The organism is Paraburkholderia ginsengiterrae (genome assembly GCF_001645125.1).
Taxonomy (GTDB): Bacteria; Pseudomonadota; Gammaproteobacteria; order Burkholderiales; family Burkholderiaceae; genus Paraburkholderia; species Paraburkholderia ginsengiterrae.
Genome location: NZ_LXKA01000033.1, coordinates 1 through 19481, shown reverse-complemented (window position 1 = coordinate 19481; position 19481 = coordinate 1). Strand labels below are relative to the sequence as shown.

The following is a 19481-nucleotide window of genomic DNA, read 5'->3' as shown; positions in this document are numbered from 1 at the left end:
ATCCGGGTGCTGGGGAGATCGGGAATCTAGAATTCGGCTTGCACATATAGCTTGTATTCCACGTTGATTTAAATGGAACGGGGCAGGTGCATGATGGTCTCGGAGGCGCTCGAGCCATGTCGTCAACTGAATTTTAAGATTTAACGCCAGGGTAATTACATGAAGAAAATCATTACTGCTACCGCTGTCACGGCAACTTTTGCGTGCGCAGCGCACGCGCAAAGCAGTGTCACGCTTTACGGCATTGTTGATGCGGGGCTCACCTATGTCAGCAACGAAGTCGGCGACAAATCCACCTTGACACCCGACGGTCGTGTCGTGGGCGGCAAGGCCGTGTTCGGCATGACCGGCGGCAATGTCCAGCAGAGCCGTTGGGGGCTGCGCGGGGCCGAAGACCTGGGCGGCGGCCTGAAAGCGGTCTTTAATCTCGAAAGCGGATTCAACATCGCGAACGGCGGCCTGGCGGCGTCCAATACGCTGTTCAACCGTCAGGCTTACGTGGGGCTGTCCAACGAATACGGTACGGTCACGCTCGGCCGCCAGTACGACTCGGTCGTCGATTATGTGGCTCCGCTGACCGCGACCGGCAGCTGGGGCGGCACGTATTTCGCGCATCCCTACGACAACGACAACGCCAACTCTTCAGTCAGCGTCAACAACACGATCAAGTTCCAAAGCGCGAACTACAGCGGCTTCTCGCTGGGCGGCACGTATAGCTTCTCGAATCAGGCGGGCTTCGCCAATAACCGGGCCTACAGCGTCGGTGCGGGATACCGGAACGGCGGCTTCCAGCTGGGCGCCGCGTATAGCCAGTTCCAAGGTATCAACACCAACCAGAGCGCTGGCGCGATCCAGGGCGGTGTGTTCGAGGACGGCATTCAGAATGTGCGCACCTGGGGTCTTGGCGGAAACTATGCATTCGGTCCGCTCCTGGTGGGCGCAGTCTTTACGCAAACCCGCTTCCAGGACAAGCTCGCGGATATCTCGGACCGTTACAACAACTACGAGATCAACGCACGCTACAACCTGACGCCTGCGTTGGCGCTTGGCGCAGCCTACACCTACACTCAGGCGTTGCGTGCGACGCCGGGCACCGGCGATTCGAACACCGGTGCAGCGCACTGGAACCAGTTCGGGCTACAGGCCGACTACTCGCTGTCCAAGCGTACGGATCTATATGCGGAAGCCGTGGCGCAGGTCGGCGCTAACAACAGCCGCGGCACCAACATCATCCAGATCAACGGTACCGCCGCGCCTTCCACGGGCAGCAATCAGGTTCTCGTGACGACCGGCATCCGTCACCGGTTCTGATTCCGCGCTTCTGTGGGTTTGCCGGTCAGCTTTCCGGCAGCCCTCAGTCCGCCGCGCCGACCTGTGCGGGATGGCGCGCGTGCTGCACGCCCGAGGCCGACTGGCATTCCTCGATCATCGCGCGGAAGCTGGGCGCCGCGTGTGAAGCGCCGGTCGCGCCCGCCTCCGGGGTACCCTCGGGCGCGCTGCCCACTCCGACCACGAGCGTGGCGCGCGGCCGCCATTCGCGTGTGCGCCGCAGCATGTTGCGCAGGTACGGCGGCGACTCCGGCGCATCGAGCGAGACGACGCAGATGATCGGCGCGTCCTTGAAGCTCGGCTCATCGGCGCGCGCGCTGCGATAGCCCGAGTGCGTGGCCATCATCGGCGCGAGGCCGTGGCGGCCCAGCAATTGCACCGCGATCGCGGTCGTGACCTCGTCGAACGCGCCGCGGCCGGGCACGCACAGCACGGACGTTTTGGCTGCCGCTGGACGTGCCTGCGAGTGGGCCACAATGTGGCTGTCGTGCCGCCCGGCGAGATCGGCCGAAGCTGGAGCCGGAGCCGAAGAGAACAGGGAGCCCGCTGTTTCGGCCGGTTCCGTGCGCGACAGCGGGTCCGGCAAGCCGTCCGCGACTTCCAGGTTTTCAACGATATCCACCAGCGCGTCGTTGACGCGCTGCAACTGCTCCGGCATCAGCACGCCGCGCATCGCGTCGTTGCGGGCGAGCTTGAGGCCTTCCAGCGCCACCTTGTCGTAGTAGTCGATCAGCGACATCTCGCGCAGCAGGCGCTCGGCCTGCACGATGGCCTCATGCGGATCGTCCGCAAGCAGCCGCTGATAGAAAGTCTGCGCGGGCGTGAGCGCGGGCTGATCGCCGAGCAGCACGGTGAGGAAATTCAGCCGGTCGGCGTAGCGTCCCAGCGTCACCACGCACAACGTGAGCGGTGTCGAGAGCACCAGACCGACCGGTCCCCACAGCCAGCTCCAGAAGATCGCCGCGACTACCACCGCCAGCGGCGACAGGCCTGATTGATGCCCGTACAGCACCGGCTCGGCAATTTGCCCGGCCACCACGTCGACCACGATGAACAGGATCAGCGTGTAGACCGCCATGGTCCATTGCGGCTGGATCGCGGCGGCGAGGAGGAAGGCGAGCAACGCCGCGATCCAGATACCAATATACGGTACGAAGCGCAGCAGCGCGGCGATCACGCCGAACAGCAGTGCGCCCGGCACGCCGATGATCGCGAGGCCAATGGCGATAGCGCCGCCCGCGCTAAGGTTCACGCCCAGTTGCGCGACGAAGTAGCGGCTCAGACGCCCAGCGGCGTCGTTGATCGCGGTCGTGGTCCGGTGCAGGTCGCGTGAGCCGAAGAGACTAATCAAACGGTCGCGCAAATCCTCGCGTTGCAGCAGGATGAAAATCGTCACGACCAGCACGATGAAGGTCGTTTCGATTGGCGCAATGGCGGGCGACAACGCGCGTTGCGCGAGCTGGATCGGCGTGGGCGACGGCTCGTGCACCTCGACCGGAGTCGGCACCGCGGGCGCGTTGCGCGCGACGCGCCCGGTGGGGCGCGGCGGAAGCGGCTTGGGTGGCGAGACCCGCTGCAGCGCGACGGCGGCGCGGCTCATCAGCGAATCGGCTCGGCCGACTGTTTTCTCCTGCACCGTTTCGATTTTCTGTTCGATGGCCTCCTGATACTGCGGCAAGTCGCCCGCGAGTTGCACCAGTTGCGCGCCGATCAGCGTACCCACCGCGAGCAGGGTTGCGAGGGCAAACAGCACGGCAATGAAGATCGACGGCAACTGCCCCATGTGAAAACGCCGCAACATCTGCACGAGCGGCGCAAGCAGAAAGCTCAGCAGCACCGACAGCGTTATCGGAATCAGCACCTCGCGACCGAAGTACAGCCCGGACACCACCACCACGCCGGTAATAATCGAGGCAAGACCATGCAGACTCGGCGTGCCTGGCGGGTACACGCGGTTCGGCCGCCCATTCGGCGGTAACGATATTTTCATGAGCACACTTTCCGGTTGAGAGGCGCGGCCGTTTTTGAGCGGGCCGTGCACGCCAGCGTGTCGTTCCGGCGTGGTACCTCAGCAAATCATATGCCCGGATTGTAGGCGCTTTGCCGGGGCCAGGCCCATTGTTTGTCCTCTGTGCTTATCCCACGTGCAGGCGCAGCAACTCGAACAGTTGCGAGCTCGCGTAGAGCAGCAGGCCGATAAAGCCGCCCACAATCGTCCCGTTGATGCGAATGTATTGCAGGTCCTTACCGATGTTCAGTTCGATCTGCCGCGACATCTCGCGCGAGTCCCAGTTCTTGACCGTGTCGCTGATGTGGCGCGTGAGGAACTGCGCAAAGTCCGGCGCCATGGCGCGGGCCGCTTCCTCGAGGTGGTCGTTCAGCGATTGGCGCAGCGCCGGATCGTTCGCGAGTTCGCGTCCGACCCATTGGCCCATTGCCGTCACGCGCGCGTGCAACGCCGAGTCGCTGCTTTGCAGATCGCGCTTGAGCCACGCGCGCAATTCGCCCCACATGTCCTTGATATACGAACTGAGGGCGTCGCCTTCCATCAGATAACGCTTGAGTTCCTCGCCTTTCTGCAGGAAGGCGGGATCGGTTTTGAGCTTGACGATCAGCTTGTGCGTGGCCTCGTCGAACTTCTGGCGCAACTGGTGCGTAGGGTTCTCGCTGATCTGTTCGAGCATGCGGTTCACGACATTGGCAATCGCCTCCGCGCCTTTTTCACTGAGCCATGCCGAAGGCAGGATCTTCTCCATGGTCGGATACTCGCTCTTCACCCAATCGACGATACGCGCGGCGATAAATTCACGCGCCTGAGGTTCGCGCAGCAGCGTCACGACCTGGTCGATGCCGGCGTCGAGCAGTTCCTGATGGCGGCCGTCCCTCGTCAGCGTGTCGAGAATGGCGCCCATAGATTGCGACAGATCGACCCTCGCCAGCACGCCGCGCAACGCGTCCTTGATGAAGACCTGGATACGCACGTCGTCGGTCAATTCCAGAATGCCGCCGGTGAGCTTGACGACGTAGTCGCCAAGACGCGCGGTGTTGGCCGGTTGCGTGAGCCAGCCGGTGATGCTTTGCGCCGGGTCGTGCTTCTGGATCAGTCCGACCAGCGAGGGCACGTCGAGAAACTTGTCCTGCACGAACACGGCCAGGTTGTCGGCGATCTTGTGCTTGTTGCGCGGAATGATCGCGGTGTGCGCGGAGACGACCGGAATCGGCACGCGGCGGAACAGGGCGGCCACCGCGAACCAGTCGGCGAGCGCGCCGACCATCGCGGCCTCCGCGATGGCCTTGATGCCGTCCACCCAGAAGCCGCGCGGCATGAACGCGGTCACCACGAAAATGCAGGCGGCGGCGAGCAGGAGCAGCAACGGGGTGCGCTTGGCCTTGGTCAGTTCGATTGCTTTGTTCATCGGCGGCAGGGCAGCGGGTCCAGGTCGATTGCGGGAGGCGGTGCAGCGCAAGGCGCGCGTCCAGAAACGCGAGTGTAGCGCCGGCGGCACGGCAACGTGGCCACCGCCTAGGACTATCTTTGCCGCGCCGGCACGGTAACATCTGCGGTTAGACTGCGACGCCTTGTTCGAGAGGGGCACAAGCAACCCACGGGCGAGGCATAGGGACGATGCAATTGAACGGAATGGAGGCACAGTGATCAGGTTTCTGCACACCGCGGACTGGCAGATCGGCACGCAATTCGGTCAGTTCGAACCCGACGAGGCGGCGCACCTTGCCGAGGCGCGCTTCGAGACCGTGCGCCGGATCGCCGCCGAAGCCGCCGCGCGCAAGGTCGACGCCGTGCTGGTGGCCGGCGACGTGTTCGACCTGCAAACCGTCTCGGATACGGTGATCCGCCGTCTGTTCGGCGCGCTGCAAGCCTTCCCGGGGCCGTGGGTCATGCTGCCGGGCAATCACGACGCCGCGCTGGTCGAGAGCGTGTGGACCCGGGCCCAGCGCCTGAACTGCATCGCGCCGAACGTGCGCGTGGTGCTCGAACCCGGCGTGGTGCTGCTGGAAGCCTGCCGCTGCGCTTTACTGTGCGCGCCGCTCACGCAACGCATCACCTACGACGATACGACCGGCTTCTTCGACACCACGGAAACGCCGCCCGGCTACCACCGCGTCGGCCTCGCGCATGGCAGCGTGAGCGGGATTCTGCAGGAAGGCATCGACTCGTCGAATCCGATCGCGCCGACGCGGGCCGCGAGCGCGCGTCTCGACTATCTCGCGCTGGGCGACTGGCATGGCCATCTGCGTGTCGACGAGCGCACCTGGTACGCCGGCACCCACGAGCAGGACCGCTTCCGCGCCAACGATCCGGGCTTCATGCTCGACGTCACGCTGAGCGAGCCAGGCGCCGCGCCGGTGGTTGAGGCGGTGCCGGTCGGTCAGTATCAATGGCATCGGTGGGAAGAAATCATCGCGGTGCCGACGGATGTGGACTCGCTTAAAACGCGGCTCGCCGCATTGGGCGGTCACGACGTGCTGCGGGTGAGCGTCACGGGCACCGCCGCGCTGGCGGACGCCGAAGCGATCCACGTGGCCGTGGAGGAAACCCGGGCGCGCGTGCGGGCCTTGCGTGTCGACCTGAGCGGCCTGCAAGTGCTGCCCACCGCCGACGACCTTGCCGAACTCGGCGCACAAAGCGGCTACCTCGCGAAAGTCGTGGCGCGTTTGCGCGGCTTGCAGGAAGACCCGCAATCCGCCCCGCACGACATCAAGCGCGCGGCGGAGGCCTTATTGCTGCTGGCGCGTTTTCAACGTGAATTGCCGCGCGAAGCGAGGTCCGCATGAAGCTGCACAGCATCGCGATTCAGGAGTTCAAACAGTTCGGCGGACGGCTCGTCATCGACGATCTGCAGCCGGGGCTCAATCTCTTCACCGGTCCGAACGAGGCGGGCAAAAGCACCATTGCGGAAGCGGTGCGCGCCGTGTTTCTGGAGCGCTACAAAGCCTCGCATCTGAAAGACCTGTTGCCATGGGGCAAGGCGAGCGGGCAGCCGTCGGTGGAAGTGAGTTTCGATCTGGACGGCACCGCGTGCACGCTGTCCAAGCAGTTCGTCACGCGTCAGCGCTGCGAGCTGAAGATCGGCCAGACCGCGTTCGGCGAGGATGAAGCTGAAGACAAGCTCGCAGCCTTGCTCGGATTTTCGCGGGCCGCGCGTGGACCGTTGAAGGCGGAGAACGCAGGCGTGCCCGGTCTCTTGTGGGTGCAGCAAGGCGGCACGCAGGAGGTGCGCGACTCGACGGGGCACGCGGTGCAATATCTGCGCGATGCGCTGACGCAACTCTCCGGCGGCAGCGAATCGGCGGGCGAGGATGCGCTGATCGCCGCCGTGCAGCGCGAGCTTCGGCAACTGCTCACCGCGCGTACGCAGAAGTCCACCGGGCCGCTGGCCGAAGCCGAACAGAACCTCGCGCGTCTGACCGAAGAGCGCGACGCATTGGAACAGCAGCGCCGCCAGTTCGAAGAGAACATCGCGCGCCTCGCCGCGTTGCAGGAAGCTTTCGACGACACGCAGCACAAGCGTCCGTGGGAGCTTCACGAGCAGAAGGCCGCGCTGGCGCAGCAACGCGCCGATGCCGCCGCGGAACTCGAGCGCGGCCTTCAACAGCTTGCGCAATCGCTGCAGGTCAGCGAAGCGGAGCTAGCGCTGTCGTTGCAGCAGGAGCAAAGCGCGCTCGAACTCGAAGCGGCCGTCACGCGCGATCGGCAGCAACTCGACGCGGCGCGGGCGGCCGTGTCGGCGGCTCAAATCGAGCATGCGGACGCGACGGCCAGCGTGACGCAATTCGAACAGGCTTCCAACGACGCCAACCGCGCACTCGAACTGGCGAACGCCGCCGTGACCGCGGCCGATCTGCGCAGCCAGATCGGACTTCTTCGCGCCGAGAACGAGCGGCTCGACGCCGCGATCGCGGACGCCAGCAAAGCGAACGATGCCGTGCTCGCGGCCACGCGCGACGCGGCGGCGCTCGAAATCGACGAGGCGAAACTGAAGCGGCTCGCCAAGCTAGCGAGCGAGTTGAGTGTCTTGCGTGCCCGCACGGAAGCCGCGATGACACGCATTGAATACCGCTTGAATAGCACGATCACCGTCGACGACGCACAAGTAAGCGGCGATGGCGTGCTGCGTCTGGAAGGAGAGAAGCGGATTGGTCTCGGCGCGCTTGGCGAATTGCGGGTGATTCCCGGCGTTTCCAATCTGCCCGCGCAATTGTCAGAACTCGCGTCGCTCGAAGCGCAACAGTCGCAACTGTTGCAAGCACTGGGCGTCGCATCTCTCGGTGAAGGCGAGTCGCGCCACGAGCAGTGGAAGGCGCTGGTCGCGCAGCAGAAGAGCCAGGCGAAGATTCTCGAAGTCCACGCGCCGCAGGGCATCGAGGCACTGCGTGCGGCATCGGCAACGGCCGCCGCGCGCATGGATGCCTCGAATGAGCGGCTGGCGGGCTTGCCCGACGTGTCCGCCGCGCCGCCACTCGACGAAGCGCGCCGCAACGCGGAGATCGCACGCGATGCACTGGAGGCAGCCCGCAAAGTGCTGGCTCAAGCCGCCGAAAAGCGCTCGACCGGCATGGCGACGGAAGAATCGCTCGCGGCCCAGTTGCAGCGCAAGGAAGCGCAATTGAGTGGCGCCGCGTTCTGCCGCAACCGCGCGCAGTGGCAGGCGAAAATCGTCGAACAGCGCGTGCAGGTCGACGCGGTGAGGAAGCAGCGCGAAGGGCGCGAGCGCGAACTGGAAGCGGCGCGCCTCGACGATCCGGCGGCCGAGGCGAAGCGCTACCGCGCGTCGGCGGAACTCGCGCGTGGCGAGCAGAACGAGCGGCAGGTCAAGATTGCCGGCTTGCGCAGTCAGCTGGAGACGGTCGGCGCATCCGGTCTCGGCGAGCGTCTGGCGGCGGTGGAGGCCAAGGTCGAGCAGGCCACGCGCCGCAAGGAAGAACTGGGTTTGCGCGCAAGCGCGCTGAGCCTGCTCGACGAAGTGCTGGTCGACGAACGCGACGCGGCGGTCGCGCAATTGCGCGCGCCGCTGACCGAGCGGCTCGGGCACTATCTGAAGCGGATCTTCCCGCAGTCGGCGATCGCGCTCGGCGACGATCTGAGTCCCGCCACGCTGGAGCGCGACGGTCGCGCGGATACGCTCGATGCGTTGAGCTTCGGCACGCGCGAACAGCTCGGCATTCTGACGCGCCTCGCGTATGCGGATTTGCTGAAGGCGTCGGGCCGTCCGACCTTGCTCATGCTCGACGATGCCGCTGTGCATACCGACGCCGCGCGGCGGGACGCCATCAAGCGCGCGCTGATCGACGCGGCCACGCGGCACCAGATTCTGGTGTTCACGTGCCATCCGGAGTTGTGGGACGACCTCGGCGTGCGGCAGCGGGCGATTGATGATTTGAAGGTGGCGGCTTAGGCAGAAGGCGTCTGCGGTCACCTTCGCTGAAAGAGTGGCTGACGCCGCGCGGGCGGCGTCATCTGCTTACTCATACCACCGCGGCGTATAGACCCACTCAACACCACCCGCGCCGCTGGCAAACCGCCGCGTCGTCGACGACCCAACGATCACCATCGTGCGCATATCCACATCGGACGAGCGCAGCTCGCCAAGCGTGATCGTGCGCAGCGTGCCCCCGGGCCGGCCAATGTCGCGGCCGAGCACCACAGGGGTGTCCGCCACGCGATATTCCCGCACGATATCGAGCGCCTTATCAAGCTGCCAGGGCCGGGCGCGCGAAATCGGGTTATAGAACGCCATCACCAGATCCGCCTCGGCGGCGTGCCTGAGGCGTGTTTCGATGATCGTCCAAGGCTTCAGGTTGTCGGACAGCGACAGCATGCAGAAGTCGTGTCCGAGCGGCGCGCCGGCTTGCGCCGCGGTCGCGAGCGCGGCCGACACGCCGGGCACGATCGACAGTTCGACCGCCGCCCACTCCCTGTTCTGCGACGCTTCGAGCGCTTCCAGCACCGCCGCCGCCATCGCGAACACGCCCGGATCGCCCGAGGACACCATCACCACCGAGCGTCCCTCGCTTGCCAGCTCGAACGCATGCCGCGCGCGCTGCATTTCCTCGCGATTGTCCGTACCGTGCACGCGCTGGTCGGCGCGCAACGGCCCGGCCATTTTGACGTAGGTGTCGTAGCCGAGAATGTCGGTGGCTTCGTTCAGCGCGGTGCGTGCCGCGGGCACCATCAGGTCGGCGCGGCCGGGGCCGAGGCCGATCACCGTCAGACGGCCGCGCGCACGGCCGATCGTATCCGGATCAATGGCCAGAGGCGCAAGCGCCAGCGCAACGCCGGCCGCCGACGCGTCACGCAGCGTTTCATACGGAACGCGCAGTGCGGCATGCAACAGGTTGTCCGGCGGCTCGCCATCGCCGGGATGCGGGTGGACGAAGCGCAACGGCACGTTCAGGTCCGCCGCGGCCGCGGCCAGCGCCGGCTCCGACATGCGTTCAGCGGGAGCCAGCAATGCCGCCAGCGCGAGCGGCGCGAGACCGTGCGCCGCCAAAGCCTCGCGCACGCGCGCCGCCATACCGTCGCCTGAACCCGTCACCGCCGCAACGATACTGCGCGGATGAATCACCAGCTCGTCCTCACGCCCATCCCATGCGCGCGGTGTCACGCGAATCGCCAGACGCGCCGATGCCGAGCGGGGCAGTTGCGCGTCGTCGAGCCACGGCGCGTCGCCTTCGATGCGCGTGCTTTCGCCAGCCAGCAGATCCGACACGAAGCGTTTGCCCTGGCCGAGGTCGGCGAGCGCATAACCGTCGGGCGGATTGAGCACGCAGGTGCCGAAGCGCAATTCGCCGCTCGTCGTGATGGCGGGCGGCACGGCGAGCGCAGCGGCAATCTCGCGCGCCATCACGTTGACGCCGGCGAGTCCGCCAAGCAGTGGCACGACCGCGCTGCCATCTTCGGCGACGGCCAGCACCGGCGGCTCGATACCTTTGTTCGCCAGCAACGGCGCGACGCAGCGAATCACGATGCCCGCCGCGCACAGCGCGACAATCGGCGTGCCACGGGCGTAAAGCTCCTGCAGATGCGCGCCGAGTTCGCTGTACGACACATCGGCCGGGGCCTGGACATCCACCCGGCCGCGCAGCGCGTGGACCTGGCTATCCTCGTACAGCGACTGAATACGGCGCGCCGTCGCCAATGCACCTGCGCCGAGAATCACGATGGCGGGCGCGCTCATCCTTGCCATTTTTCCCCCGGCACGACGAGCAGCGAAAAATACGGCGACGCCATCGGATCGACTTCGGCCAGCGGCACGATGCGCTGATTCGCCATCGTCGCGCGCTCGACGTACAGCGCGCGGTCCGCGAGACCAAGGTCGCCGAGCACGCGCCGCACCTTGTCGAAGTTTCGGCCGAGTTTCATCACGACAGCAGCATCGGCGTCGGCGAGACGGCGGCGCAGTTCGTCCTCGGGCAGCACGCCGGAGAGCACCGACAGGCTCTGGTTGCGGTACACCAGCGGCGAGCCGAGCACGGCCGCGCCGCCAAGCATCGAGCACACGCCCGGCACGACCTCGCTGACGTAGCGCGGCGCGAGCCGGTCGTGCAGATACATGTACGAGCCGTAGAAGAACGGATCGCCTTCGCAGATCACGGCGACGTCGCGGCCCGCATCGAGATGATCGGCGACGATCTGCGCGGCCGTGTCGTAGAAGTCTGCAATGATCGCTTCATACGAAAGCGGCGGCTCCAGGGCTTCGGTCGTGACGGGGTACACCAGCGGCAGATGCTGCTGCGCGTCGTGCAAATGCGCTTCGATGATGCCGAAGGCGTTGCCTTTCTTCCCCTTGGCGACGAAATACGCGACCACCGGCGCGGCCTTCAGCAAGCGCAGTGCCTTCAGCGTGATGAGTTCCGGGTCGCCGGGGCCGACGCCGAGTCCGAGCAAACGTCCTTGCGCCGTCATTTATTCGGCCTCCGTGGCCAGCGCGTTGACGGCGGCGGCCGCCATGGCGCTGCCGCCGCGCCGGCCATGCACCACCACGAAGGGCACGCCGCGGCTGTTTTCGGCGAGCATCGCTTTCGATTCGGCCGCGCCGACGAAGCCCACCGGGAAGCCGAGAATCAAGGCGGGCTTCGGCGCGCCCGCATCGAGCATGTCAAGCAGATGAAAGAGGGCGGTCGGCGCGTTGCCGATCACGACGACGCTGCCCGCCAGATGCGGACGCCACAATTCGAGCGCGGCCGCGGAGCGCGTATTGCCGAGTTCGCGCGCGAGCGACGGCACCTCGGGATGCGTGAGCGTGCAGATCACCTCGTTGTTCGCGGGCAGCCGCGCGCGCGTGATGCCTTGCGCAACCATGCCGGCATCGCACAGAATCGGCGCGCCTTGTGCGAGCGCGGCGCGGCCCGCGGCGCCCGCGTCCGCGGAGAACTGCAGATCGCGGGTCACGTCGACCATGCCGCACGCGTGGATCACGCGCACCGCGAGTTTCTCGAGGTCGGCGGGGATGTGCGACAGGTCGGCCTCCGCGCGGATCGTCGCGAAAGATTGGCGATAGATCTCCTGACCGTCGCGAATGTAATCAAGCATGGGTGTCACTCCGGGCGAGGCGTTCGAGCATGTCGGCGGCCTCGTCGATCGTCAATGGGTCGGCGGCGATGCGCTGGCCGAAGCCTGGCCGGCCATCGCGCCGATAAAGTTCGTAGAGGCCGGGTGCTGCCGCCAGCAGCGTATACGGTGCGCAGTGCGCGGCGGCGCATGAGCGGGTGCAGCCGCTCAGATGCATGTCGACGCCGGCGGGCAGGCGGGTGGCGAGAAGCAAGGCGTCGGCTTTGGTGTCGGCCAGGCTCTTCGCGCATCCGCTCGAACCGGCGCACGCGATCAGGTGCGTGATGGCTTGTGCGGAGTCGCAGGCGAGGCCGAGCTTGGTCAGTTTGCGTAACACGGCGTCGACGGCGTGCGTGGCGATGTCGGGCAGCAGCACGCTTTGCCACGGTGTGATGCGCAGCGTGTCGTTGCCATACTGTTCGGATAGCGCGGCGAGGCCGTGCAGGGTGTCGGCATCGAGGCGGCCGAGCGGCGGCTGGCCGCCTGCGTGCCACAGACCCGCGTCGCGTTGTGGGTGCGCGCCGAGGCGAAGGCTGGCATCGGCGCGTGTGGCGCGATGCCAGCCGGCTAGTGATGCATCGTGTGCAAGCGGGAAATCGACGTAACGCTGGGCGTGCCGCAAGAGCTCGTCGGCGCTGTGCGTGGCCAGCAGGTGGCGCATGCGTGTAGCGTCGGCGGCGGCGAGGTCGAGGAAAGTGAACAACAGCGCGCGTACCAGCGCGGCGACTTGCGAAGGCAATAATGCGGCTAACGCGTATGTGCCATCTGCGCGGGTCTTTTTAGCGTCGCTATGCGGACCGGGCTGTTCGCTGGGCGACAGTGCTTCAGCTTCAGCCTCAGCGTCAGTGCCAACGTTCGCGCTTTCGCTTTCAGGCGGACACCCCGCCAGCCCGACCACGAAACGCACGCCATCGGCGCTTTGCGTCGCGGCCAGCCAGACATCATGCGGATGATCCACTCTCGCAAGCCGCTCGCCGCCGTCCAGCAGCAGCGCGAATTTCGGCGACAGCGCCGCGAAGCGCGCTTCGCTTTGCAGCAGCGCGAGCAGGTCGGCGTACAGCGGCCTCGTATCGAACAGGGCGGACGGATCGCGTCCGGCGGCGGGGCTGATCATGACGTTACGCACGTCGTCGGCTGCGCTTTGGGTGAGGGCGCGGGCCGCTGCCGCAGCGTAATCCGCCACCGCCAGCGTGCTCGCGCAATTCGCCCCACCCGTTGCCGGCGACGGACCAAGCCCTGCTTCGACAAGCGCCGCAATCAACGCCGCCTCCTCACCGGGTTTCACACCCCGCACCTGCAGATTCGCACGATTGGTCAATTCGATCACCCCGGCAGCATACTTTGCGCTGGCAGCGGCAATCGCCCGCGCCTGCGCCGCGCTCAGTTCGCAGCCGGGCAGTTTGATCCGGCAAATCCCGCCGTCGCGAGCGGCGACAATGCGCAGCAGCCCCGGACACGCCGAGGGGCGCGGCGTGCAGGCCGGGTCGGATGAAACGGTGGAAGGCGAAGCTTGATTCAAGACGGACACCGGGTTGAGCGTCGCGTGGCGGCCCGAGCAAGCCGCATGGCGGGCCTTGCTGCGGCATCGGTACACCCCGCCCGATGTTGGCTGGCACGAACAGTCTGGCCGGCAGGTCTCCTGGCTGGCAGGTCATGGTCCGCCGCGGCCTTCCCGGTCAATCCAGTGGCGCGCGGTGCAGGCGGACTCGCTGCATACAGTTGCGGGGGCAGCCACAGTGGCACTGTGTTCCCTCTTCGGCCCCGAAGGGCACCGGCGGCTGTATTATGCCTTTTTTCGAACCGCACAACGAGGCTGTACGCTTTGACCGGCGTGGCGCAGCGCATGATTTGAAGACACAGAATGAGGATGGATGCATGCCGGCATGGCTGACCGTGGTGGGCATAGGCGACGATGGTTTCGCCGGGTTGGGCAGGCCCGCGCGGCGCGCGTTGCTGGAGGCATCGGTGGTGTACGGCGGCGAACGCCATCTGGCGATGCTGCCCGCGCGTCTCGCCGCGCGCCGCGCCGCGTGGCCGCGGCCGTTCGATCTCGCACCCTTGCTGGCCGAACGCGGCGGCACCGTGTGCGTGCTCGCGAGCGGCGACCCGATGCTGTTCGGCGTCGGCGCCACGCTGGCGCGGCAGGTGCCGGCGGATGAGTTGCGGGTGCTGCCCGCACCGTCGTCGGTTTCTCTCGCGGCCGCGCGCCTCGGCTGGCCGTTGCAGGAGGTCGCGACGGTTTCGCTGGTGGGGCGGCCGCTGGCCGCGTTGAACATGCATTTGCATGACGGTGCGCGCGTCATCGTGCTGAGCGCGGACGGCCGCACACCCGAGGCGCTCGCCGGCTTGCTGAACACGCGCGGTTTCGGCGCAACGCGCATGACCGTGCTGGAACATCTGGGCGGCGGCGAGGAACGCCGTATCGACGGCCGCGCGGATCAGTGGTCCGCATGCGGCGTGGCCGCGCTGAATCTGATCGCGCTCGAATGCCGCGCCGCGGAAGGCTCGCCGCGTTTGCCGCTGACTTGCGGCTTGCCCGACGACGCATTTCGCCACGACGGCCAGTTGACCAAGCGCGATGTACGCGCCATCACGCTCGCACGCCTTGCGCCAACACCGGGCGAGTTGCTGTGGGACGTGGGCGCGGGCAGCGGTTCGATCGGTATCGAATGGATGCGCGCGCACCCGGCTTGCCGCGCAATCGCGATTGAAGGGCACACGGAGCGCCAGCGTTTCATCGAACACAATCGCGATGCGTTGGGCGTGCCGGGCCTGCAACTCGTGGCCGGCCGCGCGCCTGAAGCGCTGCGTGGACTGCCGGTGCCGGACGCCGTGTTCATCGGCGGCGGCTCGACTGTGCCGGGGGTGCTGGAGGCGTGCTGGGAAAGTCTGCGCGACGGCGGCCGGCTGGTCGCCAACGCGGTCACCTTGCAGGGCGAGGCGGCGCTCGCGGCGTGGCGCGAGCGGCACGGCGGCACGCTGACGCGAATCGCGCTCGCGCACGCGCAACCGCTCGGCGGTTTCGATACGTGGCGGCAGGCGCTGCCGGTCACGCTGCTCGAGGTGGTCAAGCCAGTCAGCGGCAGTGGCACAGGCAGTGACACAGGTAGTGACATGTAATGCGCGAAGAAACACCCGAACACCCCGCGCCGCTGCGTAGCGGCTACACGACCGGCAGTTGCGCCACCGCGACGTCGCTGGCGGCGGCGCGCCTGCTGCTCACGGGCACCGTCAGCGAAGTGGCGGAGATCGTGTTGCCGAAGGGGCAGCATGTGCCGATGCCGCTGGTGTTCTGCCGGCTGATCGAGGGAGGCGCCGAAGCCGGCACCGTCAAGGACGCCGGCGACGATCCGGACGTCACGCATGGCGCGGTCGTCTTCGCGCGTGTGCGCCTTGTTGCAGAGCCAGGCGTCATTTTCCGCGCGGGACCGGGCGTCGGCACGGTGACGCGTGCCGGGCTGACGCTGCCGGTCGACGAACCGGCGATCAACCCGGTGCCGCGCAAGAGGATGACGGAGCATCTCGGCGAACTGGCCGCCGAGCATGGGTATCGCGGCGGCTTCGAGGTGACGGTCGGGGTGGAGGGCGGCGAAGCGCTCGCGCTCAAAACGATGAACCCGCGCCTCGGCATTGTCGGCGGCCTGTCGATCCTCGGCACCACCGGCATCGTGCGGCCGTTCTCGTGTTCGGCGTATATCGCGTCGATCCATCAAGGTATCGACGTCGCGCGCGCGAACGGCTACACGCATCTGGCCGCCTGCACGGGCAATGCGAGCGAAGACGCGATGCGCGCGCACTACGGTTTGCCGGATATCGCGCTGATCGAAATGGGCGACTTCGTCGGCGCGGTGCTCAAGCATATGAAGCGCGCGCCGGTCGAGCGGCTAAGCGTGTGCGGAGGCTTCGGCAAGCTCAGCAAGCTGGCAGCGGGCCATCTTGATCTGCATAGCCGCAACTCGAGCATCGATCTCGAGCGTCTCGCGCAGTGGGCCGCCGAGCACGGCGCCGACGCCGCGCTGCAGGCTGCGATCCGCGCGGCCAATACGAGCCAGCAGGCGGTGGCGCTGGCGCGCGCGCAGCAGGTGCCGCTCGGCGATATCGTCTGCCGGCATGCGCTGGCGGTGGCGCGCGACATTGTGCCGGCGCAGGTCAACGTCGAAATGTTCGCGATCGACCGTCAGGGCAACCTGATCGGAGCCGCGCGATGAAGCGCATCTTGCTGTTGGGCGGCACCGGCGACGCGTTGCGGATCGCGCGGCACCTCGGCGCCGGGCACGTGTACAGTCTCGCGGGCCTGGGCAAGGTGCCGGACGACCTCGCGTGCGCGGTGCGAGTGGGTGGTTTTGGCGGCAGCGAGGGTCTCGAGCGCTACATCGAAGACGAAGCCATCACGCTCGTAATCGACGCGACCCATCCGTACGCTGCCCAGATCAGCGCGAATGCGGCGCGGGCGAGCCGTGCAGCGCACGTTCCATACTGGGCGCTGCGCCGCCCTGGCTGGCAGCCAAAAGCAGGCGACGATTGGCGCATGGTGGCCGACTGGGACGAACTCACGGAGGCGCTTGCGCCGTTCAGAAAGCCGCTCTTCACGCTCGGCCGCGAACCGCTCGCCCATCTGGATGAAATTCCGCCACACCAGTTCTGGATGGTGCGCTGTCTCGATCCTTATCCGGACACGGCGCGTGCGCGGATACTCGCGGCACGCGGCCCCTTTGCGCTCGAAGGCGAACGCGCGTTGTTCGCGCTGCAAGCATTCGACGTGGTGGTCAGCAAAAATAGCGGCGGCAGTGCGACCGAAGCGAAACTCGACGTCGCGCGTGAACGCGGTTTGCCGGTCGTGATGCTGCGCCGTCCCGAGTTGCCGGCGGCGGATCGGGAATTCGAACAGAGCGCCGATCTGCTCGACGCGCTGCAAGCAGCAGAGTGAGCGGTGTCCTGAAGCGCGCGTGCGCTTCAGGACACCTCAATGAATCATGGAGTGTTGAATGACGGTGTTTTTTATCGGCGCGGGTCCAGGCGATCCGGAACTGATCACGGTGAAAGGCCAGCGCCTGGTGCGCAGCGCGCCGGTGATCCTGTACGCGGGTTCGCTCGTGCCGGCCGCGGTGCTCGAAGGACATACGGCGGAGCAGGTCGTCAACACCGCCGAGCTCGATCTCGATCAGATCGTCGCGTTACTCGCGGCCGCGCATGCCAAAGGCCAGGATGTGGCGCGCGTGCATTCCGGCGATCCGTCGCTGTACGGCGCGATCGGCGAACAGATCCGCAGGCTGCGCGAGCTCGGGATTCCGTACGAGATCGTGCCGGGGGTGACCGCCACCGCGGCCTGCGCGGCGGCGCTCGGCTGCGAGCTCACGCTGCCCGATATCTCGCAGACGATGATCCTCACGCGCTTCGCGAGCAAGACCAGCATGCCCGAAGGCGAACAACTCGCCGACCTCGCACGACACCGCGCGACGATGGCCATCCACCTCGGCGTGCGGCATCTTGCGCGCATAGTCGATGAATTGCGGCCGCATTACGGCGGCGCGTGTCCGATCGCGGTGATCTATCGCGCGAGCTGGCCGGACGAGGAGAAAATCACCGGTACGCTCGACGACATTGTCGGCAAGGTGCAGTCCACGTCCATCGAACGGACCGCGCTGATTCTGGTCGGTCGGGTGCTGGCCGCGGAAGGGTTCGCGGAGTCGACGTTGTACGCGAAAGAGTAAGGCAGCGAACGTGAAACCGTCCATCCGCGCGGCACGGCAAAGTGCGCGGATGGACGTGGCGCTCAATCACCGCGTAATCGCTGGGCAATCAAGCGGCAATCCTGCAACCACATCACGCGGTTATTTCATCCACCTGCCGCGCCGCGAGCTTCACACGCAACGCCTTCGCGGCCTGCACCATATTCGTCAACGCCGCCTCGGTTTCAGGCCAGCCGCGCGTCTTCAGCCCGCAATCCGGATTGACCCACAAACGTTCGGCCGGAATCACTTCGCAGGCGCGTTCCAGCAGGCGTTGCATCGCTTCAGTGCCCGGCACGCGAGGCGAGTGGATGTCATACACACCCGGGCCGATTTCGTTCGGATACGCGAACGCGCCGAAGCCGTCGAGCAGTTTCATCGCCGAGCGCGAGGTTTCGATGGTGATCACGTCGGCATCCATCGCGGCGATCGAGGGCAGTATGTCGTTGAACTCCGAATAGCACATATGCGTGTGAATCTGCGTCTGATCGGCGACGCCGGCCGCTGAAATGCGGAACACGCGTGTGGCCCATTCCAGATACGCGGGCCAATCGGCGCGACGCAGGGGCAAACCTTCGCGGAAGGCCGGCTCGTCTATCTGGATGATGCGAATACCGGCCTTCTCGAGATCCACCACCTCATCGCGAATCTCGAGCGCGAGTTGCAGCGCGGTGGTCGCGCGCGGCTGGTCGTCGCGCACGAACGACCATTGCAGCATCGTCACCGGGCCGGTCAGCATGCCTTTCATCACGCGCTGCGTGAGCGACTGGGCGTAGCGGGTCGTCTCGACCGTCATCGGCTCGGGACGGTAGACGTCGCCGTAAATGATCGGCGGCTTCACGCAGCGCGAGCCGTAGCTCTGCACCCAGCCGTTCTCGGTGAACGCGTAGCCCCACAACTGCTCGCCGAAATATTCGACCATGTCGTTGCGTTCGGCTTCGCCATGCACCAGCACGTCGAGTCCCAGTTCTTCCTGCTTGCGCACGGCGAGGGCGATTTCAGCGCGCATCCGCTGCAGATAATCGAGCGCGCGCAGTTCGCCGCGTTTGTAGGCGGCGCGTGCCTGGCGGATCGACGCCGTTTGCGGGAACGAGCCGATCGTGGTGGTGGGCAGGAGCGGCAGCCCGAGAGCTTCGCGCTGCACGCGATTGCGTTCGGCGAACGGGCTTTGCCGTTGCGCCATCGCGGCGCTGACGGCAGCCACGCGTTTTTGTACGAGCGCGTTGACGACCGCGCCGGAGTGGCGGCGTGCGTCGAGCGCGAGGCGGGCCGCGGCGAGCTTCGCCTTGGCGGCTGCGGGTTCGCGCAAGGCGAGGGCGAGCGTGGCGACTTCGTCGAGTTTCTCGGTGGCGAAGGCGAGCCACGATTTCAGATCGGCGTCGAGTTTCTGTTCAGCGTCGAGCGACACGGGCACATACAGCAGCGAGCAAGACGGTGCGATCCACAAGCGTTCGCCGAATTCCGCATGCAGGCCTTGCAACGATTCGACGATGCCGCCGAGGTCCGCGCGCCAGATATTGCGGCCGTCGATCACCCCCGCCGACAGCACCGCATGCGCGGGCAACGCGGCGCGCCACGCGTCGATCTGCTGCGGAGCGCGCACCAGATCGAGATGCACCCCGGCGACAGGCAAGCTGGCGACGCGCGCCGCGTGCTCGGCCGAGCTCTCGACGTACGTGGCGAGCAGCACCTTCACGCCGGCGTTGCCGAGTCCGTCATACGCGGCGGACAACGCTTCGCGCCATTCGGCGGGCAGTTCGACGCCCAACGCCGGCTCATCGAGCTGCCCCCATTCGCTGCCGCGCTGCCGCCGTCTCTCCAGAATCCGGCTGGAGCGGATCCCGCGCTTTGGC

At 66.6% G+C, this 19481-nt stretch carries 14 protein-coding genes and 1 riboswitch; of the genes, 7 read left to right on the top strand and 7 right to left on the bottom strand.

Features of this window, described 5'->3' with window-relative positions; all coding sequences use genetic code 11:
* Nucleotides 1-159: 159 nt before the first annotated feature.
* The gene (locus A6V37_RS02180) at nt 160-1311 is read left to right on the top strand and encodes a porin (protein ID WP_064265929.1); all 1152 of its coding nucleotides are present in this window, start codon (nt 160-162) and stop codon (nt 1309-1311) included.
* Between the two features lie 43 nt (nt 1312-1354).
* On the opposite strand, the gene A6V37_RS02175 is transcribed toward A6V37_RS02180, so the two are convergent.
* A complete protein-coding gene (locus A6V37_RS02175) occupies nt 1355-3319 on the bottom strand; it encodes an AI-2E family transporter (RefSeq protein WP_064265930.1) in 1965 nt (654 codons plus the stop codon).
* Between the two features lie 145 nt (nt 3320-3464).
* Complete coding sequence (locus A6V37_RS02170) at nt 3465-4745, bottom strand: DUF445 domain-containing protein (RefSeq protein WP_064265931.1); 1281 nt, start codon at nt 4743-4745, stop codon at nt 3465-3467.
* Between the two features lie 235 nt (nt 4746-4980).
* Here A6V37_RS02170 and A6V37_RS02165 point away from each other — a divergent pair, with 235 nt between their 5' ends.
* Together A6V37_RS02165 and A6V37_RS02160 are read left to right on the top strand one after the other, a co-directional pair.
* Complete coding sequence (locus tag A6V37_RS02165) at nt 4981-6123, top strand: metallophosphoesterase family protein (RefSeq protein ID WP_064265932.1); 1143 nt, start codon at nt 4981-4983, stop codon at nt 6121-6123.
* Nucleotides 6120-8744: an AAA family ATPase gene (locus A6V37_RS02160; protein ID WP_064265933.1), complete on the top strand. Its 2625-nt coding sequence runs from the start codon at nt 6120-6122 to the stop codon at nt 8742-8744. The genes A6V37_RS02165 and A6V37_RS02160 overlap by 4 nt, the downstream gene beginning before the upstream one ends.
* Nucleotides 8745-8810: 66 nt before the next feature.
* Here A6V37_RS02160 and cobJ read toward each other — a convergent pair whose 3' ends face one another.
* Genes cobJ through A6V37_RS02140 form a run of 4 tightly spaced genes read right to left on the bottom strand, consistent with a single transcriptional unit; the run spans nt 8811 to nt 13427 of the window.
* Nucleotides 8811-10526 carry a precorrin-3B C(17)-methyltransferase gene (gene cobJ, locus A6V37_RS02155; protein ID WP_082902596.1) on the bottom strand — a complete coding sequence of 572 codons (1716 nt, stop codon included), beginning with the start codon at nt 10524-10526 and terminating at the stop codon, nt 8811-8813.
* Nucleotides 10523-11254 carry a precorrin-2 C(20)-methyltransferase gene (locus A6V37_RS02150; RefSeq protein ID WP_064265935.1) on the bottom strand — a complete coding sequence of 244 codons (732 nt, stop codon included), beginning with the start codon at nt 11252-11254 and terminating at the stop codon, nt 10523-10525. Before A6V37_RS02150 ends, cobJ begins: the two co-directional genes overlap by 4 nt.
* Entirely contained in the window at nt 11255-11881 is a 627-nt protein-coding gene (locus A6V37_RS02145; RefSeq protein WP_064265936.1) for a precorrin-8X methylmutase, read from the bottom strand.
* Complete coding sequence (locus A6V37_RS02140) at nt 11874-13427, bottom strand: oxidoreductase (protein WP_064285759.1); 1554 nt, start codon at nt 13425-13427, stop codon at nt 11874-11876. The genes A6V37_RS02145 and A6V37_RS02140 overlap by 8 nt, the downstream gene beginning before the upstream one ends.
* An 84-nt stretch (nt 13428-13511) precedes the next feature.
* A riboswitch (cobalamin riboswitch) is annotated at nt 13512-13690 on the bottom strand.
* A gap of 84 nt (nt 13691-13774) precedes the next feature.
* Between A6V37_RS02140 and A6V37_RS02135 the strand changes: the two genes are divergently transcribed.
* From A6V37_RS02135 to cobM, 4 genes are read left to right on the top strand one after another with little or no spacing between them, the layout of a single operon-like run.
* The gene (locus A6V37_RS02135; RefSeq protein ID WP_064265963.1) at nt 13775-15019 is read left to right on the top strand and encodes a bifunctional cobalt-precorrin-7 (C(5))-methyltransferase/cobalt-precorrin-6B (C(15))-methyltransferase; all 1245 of its coding nucleotides are present in this window, start codon (nt 13775-13777) and stop codon (nt 15017-15019) included.
* Complete coding sequence (locus A6V37_RS02130; RefSeq protein ID WP_064285734.1) at nt 15019-16107, top strand: cobalt-precorrin-5B (C(1))-methyltransferase; 1089 nt, start codon at nt 15019-15021, stop codon at nt 16105-16107. Before A6V37_RS02135 ends, A6V37_RS02130 begins: the two co-directional genes overlap by 1 nt.
* Nucleotides 16104-16826, top strand: a complete 723-nt coding sequence (locus A6V37_RS02125) for a cobalt-precorrin-6A reductase (protein ID WP_064265938.1) — start codon at nt 16104-16106, stop codon at nt 16824-16826. Before A6V37_RS02130 ends, A6V37_RS02125 begins: the two co-directional genes overlap by 4 nt.
* A gap of 58 nt (nt 16827-16884) precedes the next feature.
* Entirely contained in the window at nt 16885-17610 is a 726-nt protein-coding gene (gene cobM / locus A6V37_RS02120) for a precorrin-4 C(11)-methyltransferase (protein WP_064265939.1), read from the top strand.
* A 112-nt stretch (nt 17611-17722) separates the two neighbouring features.
* On the opposite strand, the gene metE is transcribed toward cobM, so the two are convergent.
* Nucleotides 17723-19481: 5-methyltetrahydropteroyltriglutamate--homocysteine S-methyltransferase (gene metE, locus A6V37_RS02115; protein ID WP_064285732.1), on the bottom strand; the 1759-nt coding region annotated here is incomplete at its 5' end.

Excerpts from the sequence above, each read along its gene's own strand:
- A6V37_RS02180 (WP_064265929.1), top strand. The coding sequence starts at position 160 with ATGAAGAAAATCATTACTGCTACCGCTGTCACGGCAACTTTTGCGTGC.
- A6V37_RS02175 (WP_064265930.1), bottom strand. The coding sequence starts at position 3,319 with ATGAAAATATCGTTACCGCCGAATGGGCGGCCGAACCGCGTGTACCCG.
- A6V37_RS02170 (WP_064265931.1), bottom strand. The coding sequence starts at position 4,745 with ATGAACAAAGCAATCGAACTGACCAAGGCCAAGCGCACCCCGTTGCTG.
- A6V37_RS02160 (WP_064265933.1), top strand. The coding sequence starts at position 6,120 with ATGAAGCTGCACAGCATCGCGATTCAGGAGTTCAAACAGTTCGGCGGA.
- cobJ (WP_082902596.1), bottom strand. The coding sequence starts at position 10,526 with ATGAGCGCGCCCGCCATCGTGATTCTCGGCGCAGGTGCATTGGCGACG.
- A6V37_RS02150 (WP_064265935.1), bottom strand. The coding sequence starts at position 11,254 with ATGACGGCGCAAGGACGTTTGCTCGGACTCGGCGTCGGCCCCGGCGAC.
- A6V37_RS02145 (WP_064265936.1), bottom strand. The coding sequence starts at position 11,881 with ATGCTTGATTACATTCGCGACGGTCAGGAGATCTATCGCCAATCTTTC.
- A6V37_RS02135 (WP_064265963.1), top strand. The coding sequence starts at position 13,775 with ATGCCGGCATGGCTGACCGTGGTGGGCATAGGCGACGATGGTTTCGCC.
- A6V37_RS02130 (WP_064285734.1), top strand. The coding sequence starts at position 15,019 with ATGCGCGAAGAAACACCCGAACACCCCGCGCCGCTGCGTAGCGGCTAC.
- A6V37_RS02125 (WP_064265938.1), top strand. The coding sequence starts at position 16,104 with ATGAAGCGCATCTTGCTGTTGGGCGGCACCGGCGACGCGTTGCGGATC.
- cobM (WP_064265939.1), top strand. The coding sequence starts at position 16,885 with ATGACGGTGTTTTTTATCGGCGCGGGTCCAGGCGATCCGGAACTGATC.